General features: G+C 71.9%; 11 protein-coding genes. 8 read left to right on the top strand and 3 right to left on the bottom strand.

Annotation, left to right across the window (positions count from 1 at the left end; genetic code table 11):
- Window positions 1-6: 6 nt before the first annotated feature.
- Window positions 7-1,047 carry an ABC transporter substrate-binding protein gene (locus ACLBYB_RS18225; RefSeq protein WP_447699598.1) on the bottom strand — a complete coding sequence of 347 codons (1,041 nt, stop codon included), beginning with the start codon at window positions 1,045-1,047 and terminating at the stop codon, window positions 7-9.
- 176 nt (window positions 1,048-1,223) lie between these two features.
- Between ACLBYB_RS18225 and ACLBYB_RS18230 the strand changes: the two genes are divergently transcribed.
- Window positions 1,224-2,900 (top strand): cache domain-containing protein, encoded by a 1,677-nt coding sequence (locus tag ACLBYB_RS18230; protein WP_020093328.1) that lies wholly within the window; start codon window positions 1,224-1,226, stop codon window positions 2,898-2,900.
- 58 nt (window positions 2,901-2,958) lie between these two features.
- Here ACLBYB_RS18230 and ACLBYB_RS18235 read toward each other — a convergent pair whose 3' ends face one another.
- Window positions 2,959-3,585: a TetR/AcrR family transcriptional regulator gene (locus tag ACLBYB_RS18235; protein WP_026604950.1), complete on the bottom strand. Its 627-nt coding sequence runs from the start codon at window positions 3,583-3,585 to the stop codon at window positions 2,959-2,961.
- Between the two features lie 105 nt (window positions 3,586-3,690).
- On the opposite strand from ACLBYB_RS18235, the gene ACLBYB_RS18240 reads away from it, so the two are divergent.
- Both ACLBYB_RS18240 and ACLBYB_RS18245 read left to right on the top strand, forming a co-directional pair.
- Window positions 3,691-4,428: a PspA/IM30 family protein gene (locus ACLBYB_RS18240; RefSeq protein WP_447699599.1), complete on the top strand. Its 738-nt coding sequence runs from the start codon at window positions 3,691-3,693 to the stop codon at window positions 4,426-4,428.
- Entirely contained in the window at window positions 4,425-4,700 is a 276-nt protein-coding gene (locus tag ACLBYB_RS18245; RefSeq protein WP_020093331.1) for a YiaA/YiaB family inner membrane protein, read from the top strand. The genes ACLBYB_RS18240 and ACLBYB_RS18245 overlap by 4 nt, the downstream gene beginning before the upstream one ends.
- A 90-nt stretch (window positions 4,701-4,790) precedes the next feature.
- On the opposite strand, the gene ACLBYB_RS18250 is transcribed toward ACLBYB_RS18245, so the two are convergent.
- Entirely contained in the window at window positions 4,791-5,660 is an 870-nt protein-coding gene (locus tag ACLBYB_RS18250; protein ID WP_103985027.1) for a hypothetical protein, read from the bottom strand.
- Between the two features lie 296 nt (window positions 5,661-5,956).
- On the opposite strand from ACLBYB_RS18250, the gene treZ reads away from it, so the two are divergent.
- The 5 genes from treZ to glgB all read left to right on the top strand — a co-directional run bounded on the left by treZ (window position 5,957) and on the right by glgB (window position 21,980).
- Complete coding sequence (gene treZ / locus ACLBYB_RS18255; protein WP_447699600.1) at window positions 5,957-7,762, top strand: malto-oligosyltrehalose trehalohydrolase; 1,806 nt, start codon at window positions 5,957-5,959, stop codon at window positions 7,760-7,762.
- Window positions 7,759-12,660 carry a malto-oligosyltrehalose synthase gene (locus tag ACLBYB_RS18260; protein WP_447699601.1) on the top strand — a complete coding sequence of 1,634 codons (4,902 nt, stop codon included), beginning with the start codon at window positions 7,759-7,761 and terminating at the stop codon, window positions 12,658-12,660. The genes treZ and ACLBYB_RS18260 overlap by 4 nt, the downstream gene beginning before the upstream one ends.
- Before the next feature lie 217 nt (window positions 12,661-12,877).
- Entirely contained in the window at window positions 12,878-16,273 is a 3,396-nt protein-coding gene (locus ACLBYB_RS18265) for a maltotransferase domain-containing protein (RefSeq protein WP_447699602.1), read from the top strand.
- A 149-nt stretch (window positions 16,274-16,422) separates the two neighbouring features.
- A complete protein-coding gene (gene treS, locus ACLBYB_RS18270) occupies window positions 16,423-19,701 on the top strand; it encodes a maltose alpha-D-glucosyltransferase (protein ID WP_020093336.1) in 3,279 nt (1,092 codons plus the stop codon).
- Complete coding sequence (glgB, locus tag ACLBYB_RS18275; protein ID WP_447699603.1) at window positions 19,698-21,980, top strand: 1,4-alpha-glucan branching protein GlgB; 2,283 nt, start codon at window positions 19,698-19,700, stop codon at window positions 21,978-21,980. The genes treS and glgB overlap by 4 nt, the downstream gene beginning before the upstream one ends.
- Window positions 21,981-22,209 lie beyond the last annotated feature (229 nt).

The following is a 22,209-nucleotide window of genomic DNA, read 5'->3' on the forward strand; positions in this document are numbered from 1 at the left end:
GGGGTCCTACCGCCCCGGCAGGTTGTGGACGATCGGGAAGAACGTGTCCTTCCAGTCCTTGGGCTCGGTCTTGATGGTCTTCATCGCGTAGAAGTGCCGGGCCTGGAGCATGATGCCGTAGGGCGTGGTGGAGAAGTTCGTCCCGGGCTCCTTCATGATCTCGACCAGGATCTCGGGGGGCGTCTTCTCGTTGGTGGCCGCGACGTAGTCCTTGGCGGCCTTCAGCGGATCCCGGGCGATCTCGGCATTGGCCTCGTCGATGGCGGCCACGATGGCGGCGGCGAGCTTCGGGTTGCGGTTGTACCAGCCGGTCCGGGCGTAGAAGATCGCGTTGCTCACCGGCTCGCCGACCATCTCGTAGGAATTGAGCACCTTGTGGATCGCCGGGTCCTGCAGCTCGCGCTGCTGGAACGGCGGCAGCGAGAAGTGGCTGTTGACCTCGTTGTGCGGGCTCGCCAGCGCCGCCACGGCGTCGGGATGGCCGAGCTGGACGGTGAGCGGGTCGAGCTTGGTGGCGTTCTCGGGCCCGAACGCCTTCTTGGCGGCGATCTGCAGCAGCACCGCCTGGGACGAGACCTTCACGGAGGGCAGGGCGATCTTGTCCTTGGACGAGAAGTCCTTGAGTTCCTTCACGTCCGGATTGCGGGTGAGCAGCATCATCGGCGTGGTGCCGACCCCGCACAGGCCCTTCACGTCGCCCTTGGTGCGGTCGTTGAGCAGCAGCATGTTGGTCGAGCCGCTGTCGACGATGTCGATGTTGCCCGAGAGCAGCGCGTCGTTGCCGGCAGCGCCGCTCGTCAGGTTGACCCACTCCACCGTGACGTCCCCGAGGCCCGCGGCCTTGGCGTGCTTCTCGATCAGCTTGTGCTGCTCGGCCAGCACCGCGGGCAGGTAGACGAAGCCCGGCTGCCGGCTGATCCGGACCTTGGCATCGTCGGCCCGGGCGGGGGTGGCCAGCGCCAGCCCGGCCAGCAGGAGGACCGATCCCGCGCGCAGGAGCCGGCGGCGGCCCGGCAGCAGCGAGCCCGTCCGAGACGTACGCACCATGACGCTTCTCCCTGTGGCCCGGCGCGATCCTGAGCGGCGCCGGGCTTTCGTTGGACGGGGAGTGGACAGGCTCGGGCCGGCGCGCGCAAGGCCGTCTTCACGCTCCGCTAACGCAGAAGCTGCAAAATACCGCACGTTGAAATCATCTTCTTGCAATCATCATCGCGGGGGCGTGGGTGAAGATCGGGCTCGGAGCGAAGCTCCACACCATCACGGCCACCGCGCTGGTCGGCATCGTCGCGGTCTCGGGCATCGGGCTCGTCAGCCTGAAATCCCAGGTCGAGCAGGACCGGATGGCCAAGACGCGGAACCTCACGGACGTCGCCTACGGGGTCGCGGCCTATTTCGAGGGCGAGGAGCGGGCCGGGCGCCTGTCCCGGGCGGACGCGCAAGGCGCCGCGATCCGGGCCCTCAAGGCCCTGCGCTACGACGACAAGGAGTACTTCTGGGTCAACGACATGCAGCCCCGCATGGTCGCCCACCCGATCAAGCCCGAGCTGGAGGGCAAGGATCTCGCCGCCGTGCAGGATCCCACCGGCAAGCGCCTGTTCGTCGACTTCGTCGAGACGGTGAAGCGGCAGGGGCAGGGCTTCGTCGACTATTACTGGCCGAAGCCCGGCGCCGACGCCCCCGTGCCGAAGCTCTCCTACGTGCGCGGCTTCGCCCCCTGGGGCTGGGTGATCGGCACCGGCATCTACGCCGACGACACCGCGGCGATCCTGCGGGACGCGGCCTGGAAGGCGGCGGCCGGCATGCTCGTGGTGGTGGCGCTGATCGGCCTGCTCGCGGCGCTGATCGGCCGGCGGCTGACGCGGCCGCTGCGCGCGCTGAACGGCGCCATGCACCGCCTCGCGGCCGGCGAGACCGCCGTGCCGGTGCCGGCACGGGAGCGCCGGGACGAGATCGGCGCCATGGCGGGCGCCGTGCAGGTGTTCAAGGACGCGCTGATCGCCAAGGCCGAGACCGACGCCCGCGCCGCCGCCAGCGCCGACGGGGATGCCCGGCGGGCCGCCGCCCTCGACCGGCTGACCCGGTCCTTCGAGACCCGGGCCGGGACCCTGAGCCGCGGCCTCGCGACGGCGGCCGCCGACCTCGAGGCGACGGCGCGGACGCTGACCGTCACGGCCGCCCACACCACCGAGCGCACCGGCGCGGTGGCCGCGCAGGCGGCCGGCACCTCCGCCGACGTCCAGACCGCCGCGGCGGCCACCGAGGAGATGTCGGCCTCGGTCCAGGAGATCGCCGGGCAGGTGAACCGCGCCTCGGAGATCGCCGGGCAGGCCGCGATCAGCACCCGCCAGGGCGAGGCGACCGTGCGGGCGCTCGCCGCCGGCACCGAGAAGATCGGCGACGTGGTCGGGCTGATCGCCTCGATCGCCGGCCAGACCAACCTGCTGGCGCTCAACGCCACGATCGAGGCGGCCCGCGCGGGCGCGGCCGGGCGCGGCTTCGCGGTCGTCGCCTCCGAGGTGAAGGCGCTGGCCGAGCAGACCGCCAAGGCGACCGAGGAGATCTCCGGCCAGATCGGCCGGATCCAGGGCGAGACCCGGGACGCGGTCGCGGCGATCGGCGCGGTCGGCCGGACCATCGAGGAGATGCGCGGCATCGCGGTCGGGGTCGCGGCCGCCATGGAGGAGCAGAACGCCGCCATCCAGGAGATCGTCCGCGGCGTGGCGAGCGCCGCCACCGGGGCGCAGGGCGTGTCCGAGAACGTCGTCGACCTGCGCCGCGGCGCCGACGAGACCGGCAGCGCCTCCGAGCAGGTGCTGGCGGCCGCACGCGACCTCACCCGCGGCTCGGACGAGCTCGACCACGCCGTGAAGGCCTTCCTGGCGGAGGTCCAGGCTGCCTGAGGGCGCGGCCTGAGGGTGGCCTGAGGGGCGGGGCCCCCGCGGGCGGGCAGGACGGCGCTCAGCCCGCGGAGAAGCCCCGGACCGCGGCCCGCACCAGCGCGTCGATCATCGGCCGCACGTCGCTGACCCCGAGGGGACCCAGGCTGCCGAGATCGGCGAGATAGGTCATGCCGTGGACGCTGGACCACAGCGCCCGCGCCATCACGGGGATCGCCGCCTCGCCGAGGCGGCCACCGTCGCGCAGCACCCCCTCCAGGATCCCGAACAGGGCCGCGATGTCGGCCTGCACCGAGTCCGGCGCCGCCACCGTGCGCCGCTCGAAGATCGCCGCCCAGGCGGCGTGGTGCTCGGCCGCGAAGGCGAGATACGCGTCGGCCAGGCACAGGAGCCGCGCCTCCGTCTCCCGCGACGGACAGGCCGCCAGCGCCCCCGCGAGGGTGTCCCGGAGCCGGCGCATGGTGACGGCGTTCGCCTCCAGGCGCAGCACTTCCAGGCTGTCGAACTGCGTGTAGACCGAGCCGACCGCCGTGCCGGCCCGCTCCGCGACGCCGCGGGCGGTCAGCGCCGCCGCGCCGCCCGCGTTCAGGATCGCCACCGCGGCCGCGATCAGGGCCTGGCGATCGGCCGCCCGATCGCCGGGCTCCTTCCGCGGCCGCCCCCTCACTTTTTTATGAACCTCGTTCATTTTATCCCTTGCGGCCCGGCACGTCCCGTGTTTACTTGTTTCATGAACGACGTTCAATCAAATCCGGACGCGGTCCGGCCCGTCGTTCCCGCGAGGTGAACCGTGATGAGGACCCTCTCCTTCCTGATGCGCGGCGTGATCGCCGACAACGCCCAGGCGATCCACGACGCCCATGCCGTGACGATCCTGCGCCAGCAGATCCGGGACGCCGCCGGCGCCCTGGCGACCGCCCGGCGGGAACTCGCCGTCGCCATGGCCTACCACGCCGCCGAGGCGCGCGCCCTCGACGCCATCGGCACCCGCATCGACACCCTGTCGGACGGGGCGCGGCGGGCGCTCAGCGACGGGCGCGAGGATCTCGGGACCGAGGCGGCGATCCACATCGCCGCCCTGGAGGACGAGCGGGCCGACCGCCGGGCCGCCGCCGAGCGCTTCGCCGCGGAGGTCGAGCGGCTGAAGCGCCTGGTCGCGCAGGGCGGCGAGCGCCTGCGGGACCTCGACCGCGGGCTCCAGACCGCCCGCACCACCGAGGCGCTGCGGCGGGCCGGACTGGAGGGCCGCCGGGTGACGACCCTGTCGGCGGGGGCGCTCGGGGAGGCCGAGCGGACGCTGGCGCGCCTGCGCGAGCGGCAGGCGGCCGAGGCGGACGTCGCCGCCGCGCTGACCGCGCTCCAGGCCGAGGCCGCGGGCGGGATCGAGGCCGATCTCGAGGCGGCGGGCTACGGCCGCCCCCCCCCCCCCCCCGCACCGACCCGCGGGCCGTGCTCGACCGCCTCAGGGCCGGCGCCTGACCGGCGCCGCACCGCTTCCCCTTCGATCATTCCTCAGGAGACCGCACCATGACACCGCAGATGCCCCATACCGGCGCCTGGAAGACCTTCACGCTGGTCAGCTTCGCCGTCGCCGCCGCCATGCTGACGTTCGGCATCTTCTTCCTGCCCGCCGACATCTGGATCAAGGGCTACCTCGCCATGGCGTCGCTGTTCCTCACGGGCACGACCTTCACCCTGGCCAAGACCCTGCGCGACGAGCACGAGGCGAAGCGGCTGATCAACAAGATCGAGGACGCCGCCACGGAGCGCGTCCTGCGCGAGGTGGTGCCGGGCCGGCTCTGAGGCCCGGCAGGTCCGCGCCCCGACCCGGGCGGCGCGCGTCCGGGGTCGGGGAGGCGGCGCGCGGCGGAGCGCGGCACCTCCCCGGATCGCTCACGCCGCGGCGTCCAGGAACCCGGCCACGACCCGGGCGAATTCCGGGGTCCGCAGGTAGCCGTAGGATTTGTGCCGGTTCTCGGCGCCGTCCGGCCTCCGGTAGGCGTTGATCACCGGTACGTCCCGCACCCGCACCCCGGCGGCGTTCGGCGCGTAGAGGGCCGCGAGGTCGTCGCCCACCGTGGCGATGTCCTGGCGATCCATCAGGTTGGTCCAGGCGGCGAGCGCCGCAGGCACCCGGAGGTCGCCGTGCTCGTCGGCGAGCTTCAGCTTCAATTCGGCGAGCCCGAGGGGCGCGCCGAGGGTGACGAGGTCGCAGCGGGGCATCGGCGTCCCGTCCGCCTCGGCGGCGCGCAGCACGTCGTAGGCGATCAGGCCGCCCATCGAGTGCGCGGCGATCAGCACGCGGTCCGCCGCGGCCGCCGCCAGGGCGTCGCGCAGGCGCGCCCGCGCCGCCGCCCGGAAGTCCGCGTCCTCGTAGTAGCCCCAGAGGTCGTCGAGGCGGTATTCCAGGATCAGGTCGTCCACCGGCGTCAGACCGGCGGCCTCCTGCAGGTGCGACAGGCCGCGGTAGATCCGGTCGGTGAGGGTCGGCTCGGCGCGCTCCGGCTCCCCCGCCGGGGAGGGGAACGGCCCGAGGCCGTGATCGGGGCGGTAGGGCTCGCGGTTGCGGTCGCCCGCGAGCGGCTGCGGGTAGCGCAGGTCCGCCCAGTAGACGAAGGTGAAGGGCAAATCGGGCTCCGCGACCCGGAGCCCGAGATTGCGGTCGAGCCCCTCGCGGATCGCGGCGCGCCACCAGGCGGCCTTCTCGTCCCGGGGCGGCTTGTTGGCGAGCCCGTGGATGCCGATGATGTGCGTCCGACCCAGTGTCCGCTCCCAGACCGACGAGAGTGCCGGCCGGGCAAGATAGGGCCGCCCCGCGCGGACGGAACTGCGGCTTAGTTTCCGCGCGGCCCGCCGTCACGCCGCTACCCTCCGCCGTCACGTGGCCGTCACCTCGCCGTCACCTCGCCGTCACGCCCGCCGATACCCCATTGCCACGCGGCCGCTCCGCCATAGCTGCGCTGCGGGAACCGGATCGGGCCCGGGGCCTTCTCCCACGACAGATGATCCTGCCGCGCTTGCGTCCCGGTCGCGCGGCCAATGACGAGGACGGTGGCCCGATGCGGCGCGCCCACAGCATGGATTTCGGGGCCGAGATGGTCGGGGGCGGCGTCCGCTTCGCCCTCTGGGCGCCCACCGCCCGGAGCGTCGACCTCGTCGTCGACGGCGTCGACCACCCGCTGCCCGAATCCGGCGGCGGCTGGCGCCGCACCGCCCTGCCCGGGGTGAAGCCCGGCGCCCGCTACGGCTTCCGCGTCGACGGCGACCTCGTCGTGCCCGATCCCGCCTCCCGCTTCCAGCCGGATGACGTCTCGGGCCTCAGCGAGGTGATCGACCCGCGGAGCTTCGAGTGGTCCGACGCGGGCTGGACCGGGCGGCCCTTCGAGGAGGCGGTGATCTACGAGTGCCATGTCGGCACCGCGACGCCGGAGGGCACCTATGCCGGCCTGCAGGCCCGGCTTCCCGACCTCAAGGCGCTCGGCGTCACCGCCCTCGAGCTGCTGCCGCTCGCCGACTTCAAGGGCTCGCGCAACTGGGGCTACGACGGCGTCCAGCCCTACGCGCCGGACGGCGCCTACGGTCGACCGGACGACCTCAAGCGCCTGATCGACGCCGCCCACGGGCTGGGCCTGATGGTCTATCTCGACGCGGTCTACAACCACTTCGGGCCGGCCGGGAACTACCTCCACGCCTATGCCGGGACGTTCTTCACCGAGCGCCACCAGACCCCCTGGGGCGCGGGCATCAACTTCGACGGCAAGGAGAGCGGCGCCACGGTGCGGCAGTTCTTCATCCAGAACGCCCTGTACTGGCTGGAGGAGTACCATTTCGACGGCCTGCGCTTCGACGCCGTCCACGCCATCCTCGACGATTCGCCCCGCCACTTCCTGGCCGAGCTCGGCGAGACGGTCCGGAGGATCTTCCCGAACCGGCAGATCCACCTGATGCTGGAGAACGAGGCCAACCAGGCCCGCTGGCTGGAGCGCGACGCCGCCGGGCGCCCGAAGATGCACGACGCCCAGTGGGCCGACGACCTGCACCATTGCTGGCACGTCCTGCTGACGGGCGAGGACGCCGGCTACTATAAAAGCTTTGCCGACAAACCGGTCGCCCACCTGGCCCGCTGCCTCGCCGAGGGCTTCGCCTACCAGGGCGAGCCCTTCCCGACGCTCGACAACCACCCGCGCGGCGAGCCCTCCGGGCACCTGCCGCCCTCCGCCTTCGTGACCTTCCTGCAGAACCACGATCAGGTCGGCAACCGGGCGCTCGGCGAGCGGCTCAACCACCTCGCGGATCCCAAGAAACTCGACCTCGCCCGGGCCGGGCTCCTCCTGGCACCGCAGATCCCGATGCTCTGGATGGGCGAGGAATGGTCGGCCTCCGCGCCGTTCCTGTTCTTCGTCGACTTCGCGCCCGACGCGGAACTGAACAAGGCGGTGCGCGACGGACGCCGCCGGGAGTTCAAGAGCTTCGCGGCCTTCGCGGACGACACCTCCAAGATCCCGGACCCGACCGAGGCCGAGACCTTCGCGGCCTCGAAGCTCGACTGGTCCGAGCGGGAGCGCTCGCCCCACCGCGAGGTGCTGGCCGAGACGACGCGGCTCCTGGGGCTGCGCCGCGACTTGGTCGTGCCCCTGGCGAAGTCCGGCTACGACGGCGCCGCCGCCGCGATGCCGCGCCCGGACGTGGTCGACTGCACGTGGCGCTTCGGCGCCGGCACCCTGCGCTTCGTCGCCAATGTCGGGACCGAACCCTTCGCGCTGGATCCGGGCGGTGCCCGGCTGGTCTGGACCAACGCCCCGGACGGGGCCGGACGCGATCTCCCGTCCTGGACGGGCGTGTTCCTGACGGAGTCCCGCGCGTGAGCCGCCTCGAGACACTCGCCGACCTCGTCGGCGTCGCCCCCGGCTACACCGACGCCTTCGGCCAGCCCGTCGAGACGTCGCTGGAGGTGCGCCGCGGCCTGCTGGCGGCCCTCGGCTTCGCGGTGGAGGACGAGGCGGCGATCGCCGCGAGCCTCGCGGAGGTCGAGCGCCTGCGCCGCGGCCTGATCCCGCCGCTCCTGCCGGTGGAGGCCCGCCGGGCCGCCCGGGTGCCGGTGCGCCCGCAGGACGGCGCGCCCCACACCCTGGTGTGGCGCCTCGTCGACGAGCGCGGCGCCGCTCGCGAGGGCCGGGCCAACCCGCAGGGGTCGGAGCCCGGCTTCGAGCTGCCGCCGCTGACCCCGGGCTACCACCGCCTCACCGTCCAGGCCGGGCAGACCCGCACCGAATCCTGGGTGATCGCCGCGCCGCAGCGCTGCTGGCGCCCGCGGCCCTACACGGAGGAGGGCGCCTCCGACTGGGGCATGGCCGCCCAGCTCTACGGCCTGCGCTCGGCCACCAATATCGGCATCGGCACCTACGCGGATGCCGGCGAGGCCGCCCGCGAGGCCGCCCTGCGCGGGGCGGCGTTCCTGGGGCTCAGCCCGGTCCACGCCCTGTTCGGCTCCGACCGGACCAAGATCTCGCCCTACTCGCCGTCCTCGCGGCTGTTCCTGGAGACCCTGTTCATCGCCCCGCGCAGCCTGCCGGGGCTCGCGGGCTCCCGGGCCGAGGCGCTGCTCGCCGAGCGCGCGGACGCGATCACGGCTTTGCGCGAGGCCGCCCTCGTCGACCACCAGGGCGTCCACGACGTGCTCGACCCGGTGCTCCGGGCGCTCTGGGCCGAGTCGCCGGCCCGGGCCGGCACCGATGCGGGCTTCGAGCAGTTCCGCCAGGAGGGCGGGGAGGATCTCGAAGCGCACGCCCTGTTCGAGGCGCTGTCCGAGCATTTCCGGGGGCAGGGGGCGCACTGGCTGGGCGACTGGCCGGAGGCGTATCGCCGCGCCGGCACGGAGGCGGTCCGAGCCTTCGCGGCGGGGAACGCGGACCTCGTCGGCTACCACGCGTGGCTGCAGTACCTCGCCGACCGGCAGCTCGCCGAGGCCTCCGCGGCGGCGCTCGGGGCCGGCATGCGGGTCGGGCTCTACCGCGACCTCGCGGTCGGCGCCGACCGGGGCGGCTCCGAGATCTGGTCGCATCCCGAGCGCTTCGCCGACAAGGTGTCGATCGGCGCGCCGCCGGACCTGCTCGCACCGAAGGGCCAGAACTGGGGCCTGCCGGCCTTCGATCCGCTGGCGATGGAGCGCGACGGGCTCGCGGCCTTCCGGGCCCTGGTCCAGGCCAACATGCGCCACGCCGGCGCGATCCGGATCGACCACGCCTTCCAGCTCGCCCGCCTGTTCCTGATCCCGCTGGGGGCGGGGGCCCAGGCCGGCGCCTACGTGGCCATGCCGTTCGAGCCGATGCTGGCGGTGCTGCGGCTGGAGAGCCACCGCAACAAGTGCCTCGTCATCGCGGAGGATCTCGGCACGGCGCCGGAAGGCTTCTCCGACGCGTTGATGCGGGCCGGGGTGCTGAGCTACCGGATCCTCGCCTTCGAGCGCGAGGCCGACGGACGCTTCAAGCCGCCCTCGGCCTACCCGCGGGACGCGCTCACCGCCATCACCACCCACGACCTGCCGACCTTCGTCGGCTGGTGGCGCGGGGTCGACACCGACACCCGCCAGTCGCTCGGCCTCTACGATCAGGAGCGGGCCGAGGTCGAGCGGGGCGAGCGCGTCGTCGAGCGCCGCCGCCTCGCCGAGGCGCTGGCGGCCGAGCAGCTGCTGCCCTCCGCCGAGCCGCCGGATTCCGCGCCCTTCGAGGCCGCCGCCCGCTACCTCGCCCGCGCGCCCGCGATGCTCACCGCCGTCCAGTACGAGGACGTGGTCTCGGAACTCGCCCAGGCCAACGTGCCCGGCTCGACCGAGGGCTACCCGAACTGGCGGCGCAAGCTCGACCGGGATCTCCTGGACATCGCCGCCCCCGGCGGGCCGCTGGCGAAGCTCGCGGCGTCCCTCTCGGCCGAGGCGCGGGGCCCGCGCTCGGGCGCCGCGCGGCTCGCCGCGCCGCCGCCGCGCGCGACCTACCGGCTCCAGTTCCACAAGGACTTCACCTTCGCGGATGCGGGCCGGATCGTCCCCTACCTGCACCGGCTCGGGATCAGCCACGTCTACGCCTCGCCGCTCCAGAAGGCGCGGCCCGGCTCGACCCACGGCTACGACATCGTCGATCACGGCGCGATCAACCCGGAGCTCGGCGGCGAGGAGGGCTTCATCGCGCTCTCCGAGACGCTCCACGCCCACGGGATCAAGCTCCTGCTCGACATCGTCCCGAACCACATGGGCGTCGGCGGCTCCGACAATCCGTGGTGGCTCTCGGTGCTCGAATGGGGCTCCCTGTCGCCCTTCGCCGACGCCTTCGACATCGACTGGCAGCGGCTCGGGGCCGGGCGCAACCTCGTGATCCCATTCCTCGGCGACCGCTACGGTGAGGCCCTGGAGAAGGGCACGCTAGAATTGAAGTTCGACCCCGAGACCGGCGCCTTCAGCGTCTGGCACTACGAGCACCAGCTGCCGATCCGCCCCTTGAGCTACCCGACCATCCTCAACCGGGTGATCGCCGCGATCGGGGCGGTGGACGACGACACCACCGCGGAACTGCTCGCCATCTCCGAGCGGCTGCGGGCGATGTCGATCGATACCGACGAGACCCGCCGGCAAACCTTCCCCGAGGAGGCGGAGGGGCTGAAGCGCCGGCTCGCCGAGATCTACGGCGTGTCGCCGCTGATCCAGGAGGCGACCGCCAGCACGCTGGCGCTGCTCAACGGCTTCAAGGGCCGCCCGGACAGCTTCGGGCCGCTGCACCGGCTGCTGGAGGCCCAGGCCTACCGGCTGGCCCACTGGCGGGTGGCGTCGAGCGACATCAACTACCGCCGCTTCTTCGACGTGAACTCGCTCGCCGGCCTGCGGGTCGAGCTGTCCGACATCTTCCACCGCTCGCACGAGACCGTGTTCCGGCACGTCCGCGAGGGCCGGATCGACGGGTTGCGCATCGACCACATCGACGGGCTCGCCGACCCGCTGGGCTACGCGCGGGCGCTCCAGGCAGCGGTCGGACCGGGCTTCTACGTCGTCGTCGAAAAAATCCTAGAGCCGGGCGAGCGGCTGCGGCCCTGGCCGGTGGCCGGGACCACGGGCTACGACGTGCTCAACCAGCTCGACGGGATCCTGGTCGACAAGTCCCGGCGCGGGAAGGTCGAGCGGCTCTACACCTGGGCCACGGGCTTCGACGAGCCCTACGGCTTCCAGCTCCGCGCCGCCAAGGCCGAGATCCTGGAGATCAGCTTCGCGAGCGAGCTGGAGGTGCTGACCACCGACCTCAAGGAGGTCGCCGACGCCGACCGGCGCACCCGCGACTTCACCGTCAACGCGCTGCGCCGGGCGCTGATCGAGATCATCGCGCGCTTCCCGACCTACCGGAGCTACCTGCCGTCGGATCTGGAGGAGGGCGAGGTCGAGCCCGAGGATGTCCGCCTGATCGAGGGCGCCGTCGCCAAGGCCAAGCGCTGGTCGAGCCTGCCGGACCGCTCGGTCCACGACTTCGCCGCCGACGTCCTGCTCGGTCGGGTCGAGACGGCGGGCCCCGGCCGGCCGGACCCGCGGGTGGTCCTGCGCTTCCGCCGCCGGTTCCAGCAGCTCACCGGCCCGGTCATGGCCAAGAGCCTGGAGGACACGCTGTTCTACCGCTACGCCTGCCTGCTCGGCCTCAACGAGGTCGGCGGCGATCCGGGCGAGTACGGCATCGACGCCGAGCATTTCCACGACCTGCAGATCGCCCGCGCCCGGGACTGGCCGAGCGCCATGATCACCACTGCGACCCACGACACCAAGCGCGGCGAGGATGCCCGCACGCGGCTCCTCGCCCTCTCGGAGATCCCCGAGGAATGGGCCGGGGCCTGGGACCTGTGGCAGCGGAAGGCCGGGCCGCACCTCGCCCGGATCGACGGCGAGCCGGCCCCGGACGCCAACGACCAGTGGATGTTCTTCCAGGCGATCCTGGGCGGCTGGCCGCTGGAGCTTCTGGAGCGGGACGAGGCCGGGGCGATCGCGGATTTCCGGGACCGGCTGATCGCCTACGGCGAGAAGGCCATGCGGGAGGGCAAGCGCCGGTCGAGCTGGGTCAACGTCGACGAGGTCTACGAGGGCGCGGTCAAGCGGCTGTTCACGGCGCTGATCGCCCCGGGGTCGGATTTCCTGAGCGAACTCCGGCCCTTCGCCCGGCGTCTCGCCCATCTCGGCATGCTGGCGAGCCTCGGCCGGACGGTCCTGAAATGCACCCTGCCGGGCCTGCCCGACACCTACCAGGGCACCGAGATCTGGGACTTCTCCTTCGTCGATCCCGACAACCGCCGCCCGGTGGACTACCCGGCGCTGGAACGGATGCTGGAGGAGGGCGGGGCGCCCGCCGACCTGCTGGGCCACTGGCCGGACGGGCGGGTCAAGCAGGCGACGCTGACGCGGCTCCTCGCCGAGCGGGCCGAGCGCCCGGACTTCTACGCCAGCGCCGCCTACGAGCCCGTCGCGGCCACCGGCGCCCGGGCCGACCACGTCATCGCCTACCGGCGGACCGACCCCGTCCAAGAGGGCGGCGACCTGTTCGTGGCGGTGCCGCGGCTGGTGGCGGGCTTCGTCGGGGACGCCGTCTGGTCGGGCGAGGCCTTTGCCGGCACCCGGGTCGATCTCGGGGCGGGGACGCGCTGGCGGGACCTCGCCTCGGGGCGGGTGGTGGAGGGGGAGGGGGCCGATCTCGGCGCTCTCCTGCGCGACCTCCCCTACGCGGTGCTGCGGCGGGAACCGTGACCGCGCCGTCATCGCGAGCGGAGCGAGGCGACCCAGGGCAGCGCGACCTGGATCAGCGTGGCGCCGCTCGCAGAGACGGCGGCGGTCCGGGCGCGTCTTCCGGTGGCCCCTCCGCAGCCCTGTCACGCGACTCTGCTGAGACACGTCGGACCGGATCGCGCGGCACAGCCCGGCGGTTCGGGCGTTACGACACTGGGAACGGGAGCCGAGAGGCAGCATGAACGCACCGACCAAAGCCGCTGCGACGTCCGGGGCCGCGGCCGTCCTGCCGGCCGCGCTGGCCCCCCGGGCCGAGGGGCCGCGGATCTACAACCTGTTCCCGCTCCTGGTCGGGCGCGTCTCGGACTGGACGGCCGAGCTGCCGCGGATCGCCGCCCTCGGCTTCGACTGGGTCTACCTCAACCCGTTCCACCAGACCGGCGGCTCGCGGAGCCTCTACGCGGTCGCCGATCCCGAGCGCCTGGACGAGCGGTTCCGCGACCCCGACGGCACGCCCGACGACGAGCAGATCCGCCGCTTCTGCACCGCCGCCGCGGCTCTGGGCCTGTCGGTGATGACCGACCTCGTGATCAACCACACCGCCGACAACGCCCGGCTCGCCACCGAGCGGCCCGACCTGTTCATGAAGGAGCCCGACGGCTCGATCATGCACCCGGCCGCCGTCGACCCGGACGACCCGTCGATCCGCACCGTCTGGGGCGACTTGGCCGAGCTCGACTACCACACCCCCTCCGCCCGGGACGAACTCACCCGGATCTGGGGCGCCTACGTGGCGCATCTCCAGGGCCTCGGCGTGAAGGGCTTCCGGTGCGACGCCGCCTACAAGGTGCCGCCGGAGACCTGGCGGGTGCTGATCGGGCAGGCCAAGAGCCAAGACCCCGCCTGCCTGTTCGCCGCCGAGACCCTGGGCTGCACCTTCGAGGAGGCCCGGGCCACGGCCGGCGCCGGCTTCGACTACCTGTTCAACTCCTTCGCGTGGTGGGACTTGAGGAAGCCCTGGGCGCTCGAGCAGTACGAGCGCCTGCGGGTGCTGGCCCCCTCGATCGCCTTCCCCGAGAACCACGACATGAAGCGGCTCGCCGCCGAGATCGGCGGCGGCCCGGAGGCGGTGGCGGCGCATCTGCGCACCCGCTACGCGCTCGCGGCCTTCTTCTCGGCCGGCGTGCTCATGCCGATCGGCTACGAGTGGGGCTACCGGCGGGCGCTGCACGTGGTCGAGACTACCCCGCGCGACCGCGAGAACGAGACCGGCATCGACATCTCCGGCTCCATTCGGGCGATCAACGCCCTGCGGGCGGAGCTGCCGGCCGCCAATGTCGAGGGCGCGCAGATCCGGATCTCGGCCCCCGACAGCGATCTGGTGGCGCTCGCCCGCTTCGACACCGGCCACCCGGCCTCGGCGCGGCACGGGTTGATCGTGCTCTTCAACCCGACCGACAAGCCGGTGCCGGTCGAGGCCGGGTCGCTCATCGCCCGCACCGGCGGCATGCTCGGCGCCTTCGTCGACCGGACCCCGGAGGCCGAGCCGATCGCGTTCCATCCCGGCAGCGCCATCGACCTGATGCCGGGCGAGCTGCGCATCCTCGCGGCAAGCACCCAGGAGGTCGCCCGGCTCCCCGGGCGCGGCACCCCGGACGGCGAGGGGCGGGTGGTGATCGAGGCGGTCAGCCCCGAACTCGACGGCGGCCGCTCGGCGGTGAAGCGGATCGTCGGCGAGTCCCTGCGGGTCGAGGCCGACATCTTCTCCGACGGCCACGAGATCATCGACGCCGCGATCCTGTCGCGGGTCGCCGGCACCGAGGCGTCTGGAGGCGAGACCTGGCGCGAGGACCCGATGGTCTTCGTCGACAACGACCGCTGGGCCGGGCACTTCCCCCTGGAGCGGAACGCCCGCTACGAGTTCACCTTGATCGCGTGGCGCGACGCCTTCTCGTCCTGGGTGCGCGACACCCTGAAGAAGCGCGCCGCCGGCGTCGACGTGCGCCTGGAGACGATCGAGGGCGTGGCGCTGGTCGGGACCGCCGCCTCGCTGGCCCGCACCCGGGGCGGGCGCGACGCCGAGCGCCTCGCCGCCCTGGTGGCCGCGCTCGCCGCCGAGGAGACCGGCTCGGCGGCCCAGCTCGACCGGATCCTCGCGCCCGACGCGGCGAGCCTCGTGCGCCGGAACGCCGAGCGGGTGAACCTGACCCGCTATCCCGTGACCCTGCCGGTGATCGCCGACCGCCTCGCGGCCCGGTTCTCCGCCTGGTACGAGATCTTCCCGCGCTCGCAGTCGATGGACGTCAACCGCCACGGCACCTTCGACGACGTCATCCGGCGCCTGCCCGAGATCCGCGAGCTCGGCTTCGACGTTCTCTACTTCACGCCGATCCACCCCGTGGGTCGGACCAACCGCAAGGGGAAGAACAACACCCTCAAGGCCGAGCCCGGCGATGTCGGCTCGGTCTACGCGGTCGGCGCGGAGGAGGGCGGCCACGAGGCCGTGCATCCCGACCTCGGCACGCTCGCGGATTTCGAGCGGCTGGTCGCGGCGAGCCACGCCTACGGGATGGAGATCGCCCTCGACTTCGCGATCCAGTGCTCGCCCGACCATCCCTGGATCAAGAACCACCCGGAATGGTTCGAGTGGCGCCCCGACGGCACGCTGAAATTCGCCGAGAATCCGCCGAAGAAGTACGAGGACATCTCGAACGTCCACTTCTACGGCGGCGCCCTGCCCTCGCTCTGGATCGAGCTGCGCGACATCCTGCTCGGCTGGTGCGCGCGCGGCGTGCGCATCTTCCGGGTCGACAACCCGCACACCAAGCCGATCCCGTTCTGGGAATGGGTGATCGGCGAGGTCAACGGCCGCTACCCGGACGCGATCTTCCTCGCCGAGGCCTTCACCCGGCCGAAGATGATGAAGAAGCTCGCCAAGGCCGGCTACCAGCAGAGCTACACCTACTTCACGTGGCGCAACACCAAGCAGGAGCTCACCGACTACGCCCTGGAGCTGGCTGGCGAGATGGGCGAGTACTACCGCCCGAACTTCTTCGCCAACACGCCCGACATCAATCCCTACTTCCTCCAGACCAGCGGGCGGGCGGGGTTCGTCATCCGCGGCACGCTCGTCGCGACCCTGTCGTCGGTCTACGGCATCTACAACGGCTTCGAGCTGTGCGAGGCCGCGCCGTACCCGGGCAAGGAGGAGTATCTCAACTCCGAGAAATACGAGCTCAAGGCCTGGGACTACGACCGGCCGGGCAACATCCGCGAGCACATCGTCAAGCTCAACAGGATCCGGCGCGAGAATCCCGCTCTCTGGGATTTCCGCAACGTGACCTTCACGGGCGCCTGGAACGACAACATCATCGCCTACGCCAAGGCGACGCCGGAGCGCGACAACTGCGTCTTCACCATGGTCAACCTCGACCCGAAGAACCGCCAGGAATGCACCTACGAGGTGCCGCTCTGGCTGTTCGGCCTGCCCGACGACGGCGCCGTCGAGGTCGAGGACCTGCTCCAGGGCTACACGTTCGAGTTGCGCGGCAAGACCCACCGCATCGCCCTCGATCCGGCCGAGCGATCCTGCGTGATCTGGCGCCTCCGGGCGCCGCGGCGGGTTGCGGGCTGAGGCCGCGCGTGGCACTCGGCCATGGCCCTTGAATGCGGCGGCGGGAATTCCCGTCGCCGACCCTCGCACCCGCGCGGCGGCCCGCCGCCCGCGCCCCGGCCGGGTCCCCCGCCGGTCCCGTCAGACTCGACCGATGAGGCAGCGACGCGATGATCGATCGCAGCGACCCGCAATGGTACCGTGACGCCATCATCTACCAGATCCACGTCAAGTCGTTCTTCGACTCGAACAACGACGGGATCGGGGATTTCGAGGGCCTGACCCAGCGCCTCGACTACGTGCGCGATCTCGGCGTGACGGCGATCTGGCTGATGCCGTTCTATCCCTCGCCGCTGCGCGACGACGGCTACGACATCGCCGATTACCGGGACATCAACCCGTCCTACGGGACCATGGAGGACTTCAAGGCCTTCGTGGAGGCGGCGCACGAGCGCGGTCTGCGGGTCATCACCGAGCTCGTCATCAACCACACCTCGGACCAGCACCCCTGGTTCCAAGCCGCCCGCGAGGCCCCTCCCGGCTCGCCCGAGCGCGACTTCTACGTCTGGTCGGACACCGACGAGCCGTACAAGGACACGCGGATCATCTTCCTCGACACCGAGGCGTCGAACTGGACCTGGGACCCGGTCGCCAAGCAGTATTTCTGGCACCGGTTCTACAGTCACCAGCCGGATCTCAACTTCGACAACCCGAAGGTGCTGGAAGCGGTCATCGACGTGATGCGCTACTGGCTCGACATGGGCGTCGACGGCCTGCGGCTCGACGCGATCCCCTACCTGATCGAGCGCGACGGCACGAACTGCGAGAACCTCGCCGAGACCCACGACGTCATCAAGGCGATCCGCGCCGCGCTGGACGCGAGCTACCCCGACCGGATGCTGCTCGCCGAGGCCAACCAGTGGCCCGAGGAGACCGCGCAGTATTTCGGCGACGGCGACGAGTGCCACATGGCCTTCCACTTCCCGCTGATGCCGCGGATGTACATGGCGATCGCCCGGGAGGACCGGCACCCGATCACCGACATCATGCGCCAGACCCCGGAGATCCCGGAGGGCTGCCAGTGGGCGATCTTCCTGCGCAACCACGACGAGCTGACGCTCGAGATGGTCACGGCCGAGGAGCGTGACTACCTCTGGTCGTTCTACGCCGCCGAGCGGCGCGCCCGGATCAACCTCGGCATCCGCCGACGCCTCGCGCCGCTCCTCGAGAACGACCGGCGCAAGATCGAGCTGATGAAGTCCCTCGTCCTGTCGATGCCCGGCACGCCGGTGCTCTACTACGGCGACGAGGTCGGCATGGGCGACAACATCTACCTCGGCGACCGCGACGGCGTGCGCACGCCGATGCAGTGGTCGCCCGACCGCAACGGCGGCTTCTCGCGGGCGAACCCGCAGAAGCTGTTCCTGCCGGCGATCCAGGACCCGATCTACGGGTTCGACGCGATCAACGTCGAGGCGCAGACCCAGGCCCAGACGAGCCTGCTGAACTGGACGCGGCGCATGATCGCGATCCGCAACAACAGCGTCGCGCTGGGGCGCGGCACCATCCAGTTCCTGTACCCGTCGAACCGGAAGGTGCTCGCCTGGATCCGCGAGCACGAGGACGAGCGGATCCTGTGCGTGGCGAACCTGTCGCGCGCGCCGCAGGCGGTGCAGCTCGACCTGTCGGAGCTGCGCACCGCGGTGCCGATCGAGCTGACCGGCGGCACCGAGTTCCCGCCGATCGGCGACCTGCCCTACCTGCTGACCCTGCCGTCCTACGGCTTCTACTGGTTCTCCTTGAGCGCCGCCCGGTCGGGGGTGATCGGCCCGCAGCAGGAGCCGCCCGAGCTGTTCACCCTCGTGCTCACCGGCGGGATCGAGACCCTGATGAGCGGGCGCGAGCGCGTCGCCTTCGAGCGCACCGTGGTGCCGCCGTTCCTGACGAGCCGGCGCTGGTTCGGCGCCAAGGGCTCGCGGATCAAGGCCACGAAGGTCGTCGACTGCGCCGCCCTGAAGGACGTCGACGGCAGCGCGCGCTTCCTGCTGCCGCGGCTGCAGGTGCAGCTCGCCAGCGGCGAGACCCAGGAATACTTCGTGCCCGTGGGCGTCGAGGAGGGCCGCGAGGACGAGACCCTCATGCCCTTCGCGGTGGCGCGGGTGCGCCGGGGGCCGCGCACCGGCCTGCTCTACGGGGCGGCCGGCTCCAACGACTTCGCCGCCTGCCTGATCGACGACATGCGGCAGGCCCGCGAGATCCCCACGGAGACCGGGCGGCTCGTCTTCGCCGTCACCTCGGCCTTCGACCCGGACGTCACGGTCGACGTGGCCGACATCCGCCGGCTCTCGGGCGAGCAGAGCAACACCTCGATCGCCATCGGCTCGAAGATGATGCTCAAGCTGCTGCGCCGCCTGCAGCCGGGCCTGCATCCCGAGATCGAGGTCGGGCGCTTCCTCACCGAGAAGGCGGGGTTCTCGAACACCCCCGCCCTGCTCGGCACCCTGGAGCACGTCGCCGAGGACGGCACCCGGACCGCCCTGGCGGTCCTGCAGAAGTTCGTGATGAACCAGGGCGACGCCTGGACCCTGATGCTGGAGGGCCTGCGCCGGGACTTCGAGACCGTGGTGCTCACGCCCGAGAGCGAGGCCGCGACCCCCGAGGAGGCGTTCCAGGCCCACCGGCCCTGGGCCGACCTGCTCGGCCGGCGCACCGCCGAGCTGCACGCGGCGCTCGCCATCGAGACCGACGACCCGGCCTTCGCGGCCGAGCCGTTCACCGGGGACGACCTCGCCGTGCTGGCGCGTGACGCCCGCCACCAGGCCGAGCGCGCCTTCCGGGCGCTCAAGGGCCTCGCCGACCGCGGCCTCGACGCCGGCAAGCCGGCCTGCGCGGAGCTCGGCCAGCGCCGGGGCGAGGTCGAGGCGCTGATCGCCGCGCTCACCGAAGCGCCGGTCCGGGGCGCCCACAAGACCCGCATCCACGGCGACTACCATCTGGGCCAGGTGCTGGTCGCCGAGAACGACCTGATCATCGTCGACTTCGAGGGCGAGCCCTCGCGCCCGGCCGACGAGCGCCGGGCCAAGTCGATGCCCCTGCGGGACGTCGCCGGGCTGATGCGCTCCTTCGCGTACGGCGCCGAGACGGTGATCCGGGAAATCACCGCACGGTTCGCCGATTCGGAGGAGCGGGCGCGGGACGCGGCGACCGCGTGGCGCGGCATGATCGAGGCGGCATTCCTCGCCGGCTACGAGACCGCGGTCGAGGGCTCCCGGGCGGCGGTGACCGATTCGGAGAGCCGGACCCGGCTGCTGCGCCTCTGCCTGCTGACCAAGGCGCTCTACGAGGTCGACTACGAGGCCAACAACCGGCCGGACTGGATCGAAATCCCCGCCCGTGGGGTTCTCACCATTCTGGACACGGACGGACACGAGCCCGGAGCAACTGTATGACGGCGATCGACGAGACCTTCGCAACGCGGGTCGACCCGGAGGGGGCGACGGCGCGGTCCGCGGATGTCCCGGGCGCCGGCGCCGCGCAGCCGCCGAGCGTCCACCCGGACGCGGTCGCCGCGCTGATGGCCGCCAACCACGGCGACCCCTTCGCGGTGCTCGGCCCCCACCGGGTCGGGCCGAAGGCCTGGGAGGTGCGCGCCGTGCTGCCCGAGGCGCGGGCCGCCACCCTGGTGATGGACGGCCGCACCGCGCCCTTCGAGAAGCGCCACCCGGACGGGTTCTGGGTCGCGAAGGCCGAGGGCGAGCACCGGCCCCTCTACGAGATCGAGGTCGAGTCCTGGGACGGGACGAAGCGCCGCCGCTACGACCCCTACGGCTTCGGCTCCTCGATCGAGCAGTACGACGTGGCGGCGCTCCGCGAGGTCGGCACCAACCTCGTCTACCGGATGCTCGGCGCCCAGTCGGGGCAGCTCGACGGCATCGACGGCTTCCGCTTCGCCGTCTGGGCGCCCAACGCCCGCAAGGTCAGCGTCGTCGGCGACTTCAACGACTGGGACGGGCGGCGCCACCCGATGCGCCTCTGGCAGGACGGCGGCATCTGGGAGCTGTTCGTGCCGGGCCTCAAGGCCGGCGTGCGCTACAAGTTCGAGATCCGCGGCCCCGACGGATCCCTGGTCCCGCTCAAGGCCGACCCGGTCGCCTTCGCGGCCCAGCACCCGCCGGAGACCGCCTCGGTCACCCACGGGACGGGCGACTTCGACTGGCGCGATTCCGGCTGGATGAGCACCCGCGGCGCCAAGGACCCGCGCCACGCGGCGATCTCGATCTACGAGGTCCATCTCGGCTCCTGGGCGCGGGTGCCCGAGGAGGGCAACCGCTACCTCACCTACAAGGAACTCGGCGACCGGCTGATCCCCTACGTCAAGGATCTGGGCTTCACCCATATCGAGATGCTGCCGATCACCGAGTTCCCGTTCGACGGCTCCTGGGGCTACCAGCCGGTCTCGCTCTTCGCGCCGACGAGCCGCTTCGGAAGCCCTGAGGACTTCGCGGCCTTCGTGGACGCCGCCCACGAGGCCGGCATCGGCGTGCTGCTCGACTGGGTGCCGGGCCACTTCCCGCTCGACGCCCACGGGCTCGGCCTGTTCGACGGCACCCACCTCTACGAGCACGCCGACCCGCGCCAGGGCTTCCACCAGGACTGGGGCACCTACATCTACAATTTCGGGCGGACCGAGGTCGCGACGTTCCTCGCCGCCAACGCCCGGTTCTGGCTGGAGCACTACCACCTCGACGGCCTGCGCGTGGACGCCGTGGCGTCGATGCTCTACCTCGACTACTCGCGCCGCCAGGGCGAGTGGATCCCGAACCGCTACGGCGGCAACGAGAACCTCGACGCCATCGACTTCCTGCGCAAGACCAACGAGGCGACCTACAGCCACGCCCCGGGGACGATCACGGTGGCGGAGGAATCGACCTCCTGGCCGGGCGTCTCGCACCCGACCTACACGGGCGGCCTCGGCTTCGGCTTCAAGTGGAACATGGGCTGGATGCACGACACCCTGCATTTCATGCAGGAGGATCCGATCCACCGCCGCTACCACCACCACAACCTGACCTTCGGGTTGCTCTACGCCTTCTCGGAGAATTTCATCCTGCCGCTCTCCCACGACGAGGTCGTGCACGGGAAGGGCTCGCTGCTCGGCAAGATGCCGGGCGACCGCTGGCAGAAATTCGCGAATCTCCGGGCCTATTACGGTTTCATGTGGGGGCATCCCGGCAAGAAGCTGCTGTTCATGGGCGGCGAGTTCGGCCAGGAGCGGGAGTGGAACCACGACAACAGCCTGGACTGGCACCTCCTGGACGATCCCCTGCACAAGGGCGTCCAGAGCGTGATCCGCGATCTCAACCGGCTCTACGTCTCGACCCCGGCCCTCTACGGCCGCGACGTGGAGCATACCGGCTTCCAGTGGCTGGTGGCGGACGACCAGGACAACAGCGTCATCGCCTGGGCCCGCAAGGGTGCCAAGCCCGGCGAGGTGGCGATCGTGGTGTCGAACTTCACACCGGTGCCGCGCGAGGGCTACCGGATCGGCGTGCCGCAGGCGGGTTTCTATCGCGAGGCGTTCAACTCGGATGCCGGGGTCTACGGTGGGTCCAACCTGGGCAACCAGGGCGGCCGCCACACCGACGATCAGGCGAGCCACGGCCAGGGTCAGAGCCTGTCGCTGACCCTGCCGCCGCTCGCCACGATGATCTTCCTGCTGGAGGGGTGAGGAGACTTTCGCCTTCGCCCAGGCGTCACCGCGTCGTCCCGGGGCCGCGCAGCGGAGCCCGGGATCCAGGCCCGCCGGCGGTCAAGGTCCGCACCGACGGCGGTCCGGGTCGCCCCCTCCGGCATATCCGTCCGGGTCCGGCTGCGACGCCCCGGGACGACGGGCGCGGTGAAGCGGCGCGAGGGGAAGCGCCCGCGCCGTTGGCAGAGATGATCTGACCCGACCGGAC

The organism is Methylobacterium sp. D54C, from assembly GCF_053345595.1.

Excerpts from the sequence above, each read along its gene's own strand:
- ACLBYB_RS18225 (WP_447699598.1), bottom strand. The coding sequence starts at position 1,047 with ATGGTGCGTACGTCTCGGACGGGCTCGCTGCTGCCGGGCCGCCGCCGG.
- ACLBYB_RS18235 (WP_026604950.1), bottom strand. The coding sequence starts at position 3,585 with ATGAACGAGGTTCATAAAAAAGTGAGGGGGCGGCCGCGGAAGGAGCCC.
- ACLBYB_RS18240 (WP_447699599.1), top strand. The coding sequence starts at position 3,691 with ATGAGGACCCTCTCCTTCCTGATGCGCGGCGTGATCGCCGACAACGCC.
- ACLBYB_RS18245 (WP_020093331.1), top strand. The coding sequence starts at position 4,425 with ATGACACCGCAGATGCCCCATACCGGCGCCTGGAAGACCTTCACGCTG.
- treZ (WP_447699600.1), top strand. The coding sequence starts at position 5,957 with ATGCGGCGCGCCCACAGCATGGATTTCGGGGCCGAGATGGTCGGGGGC.
- ACLBYB_RS18265 (WP_447699602.1), top strand. The coding sequence starts at position 12,878 with ATGAACGCACCGACCAAAGCCGCTGCGACGTCCGGGGCCGCGGCCGTC.
- treS (WP_020093336.1), top strand. The coding sequence starts at position 16,423 with ATGATCGATCGCAGCGACCCGCAATGGTACCGTGACGCCATCATCTAC.
- glgB (WP_447699603.1), top strand. The coding sequence starts at position 19,698 with ATGACGGCGATCGACGAGACCTTCGCAACGCGGGTCGACCCGGAGGGG.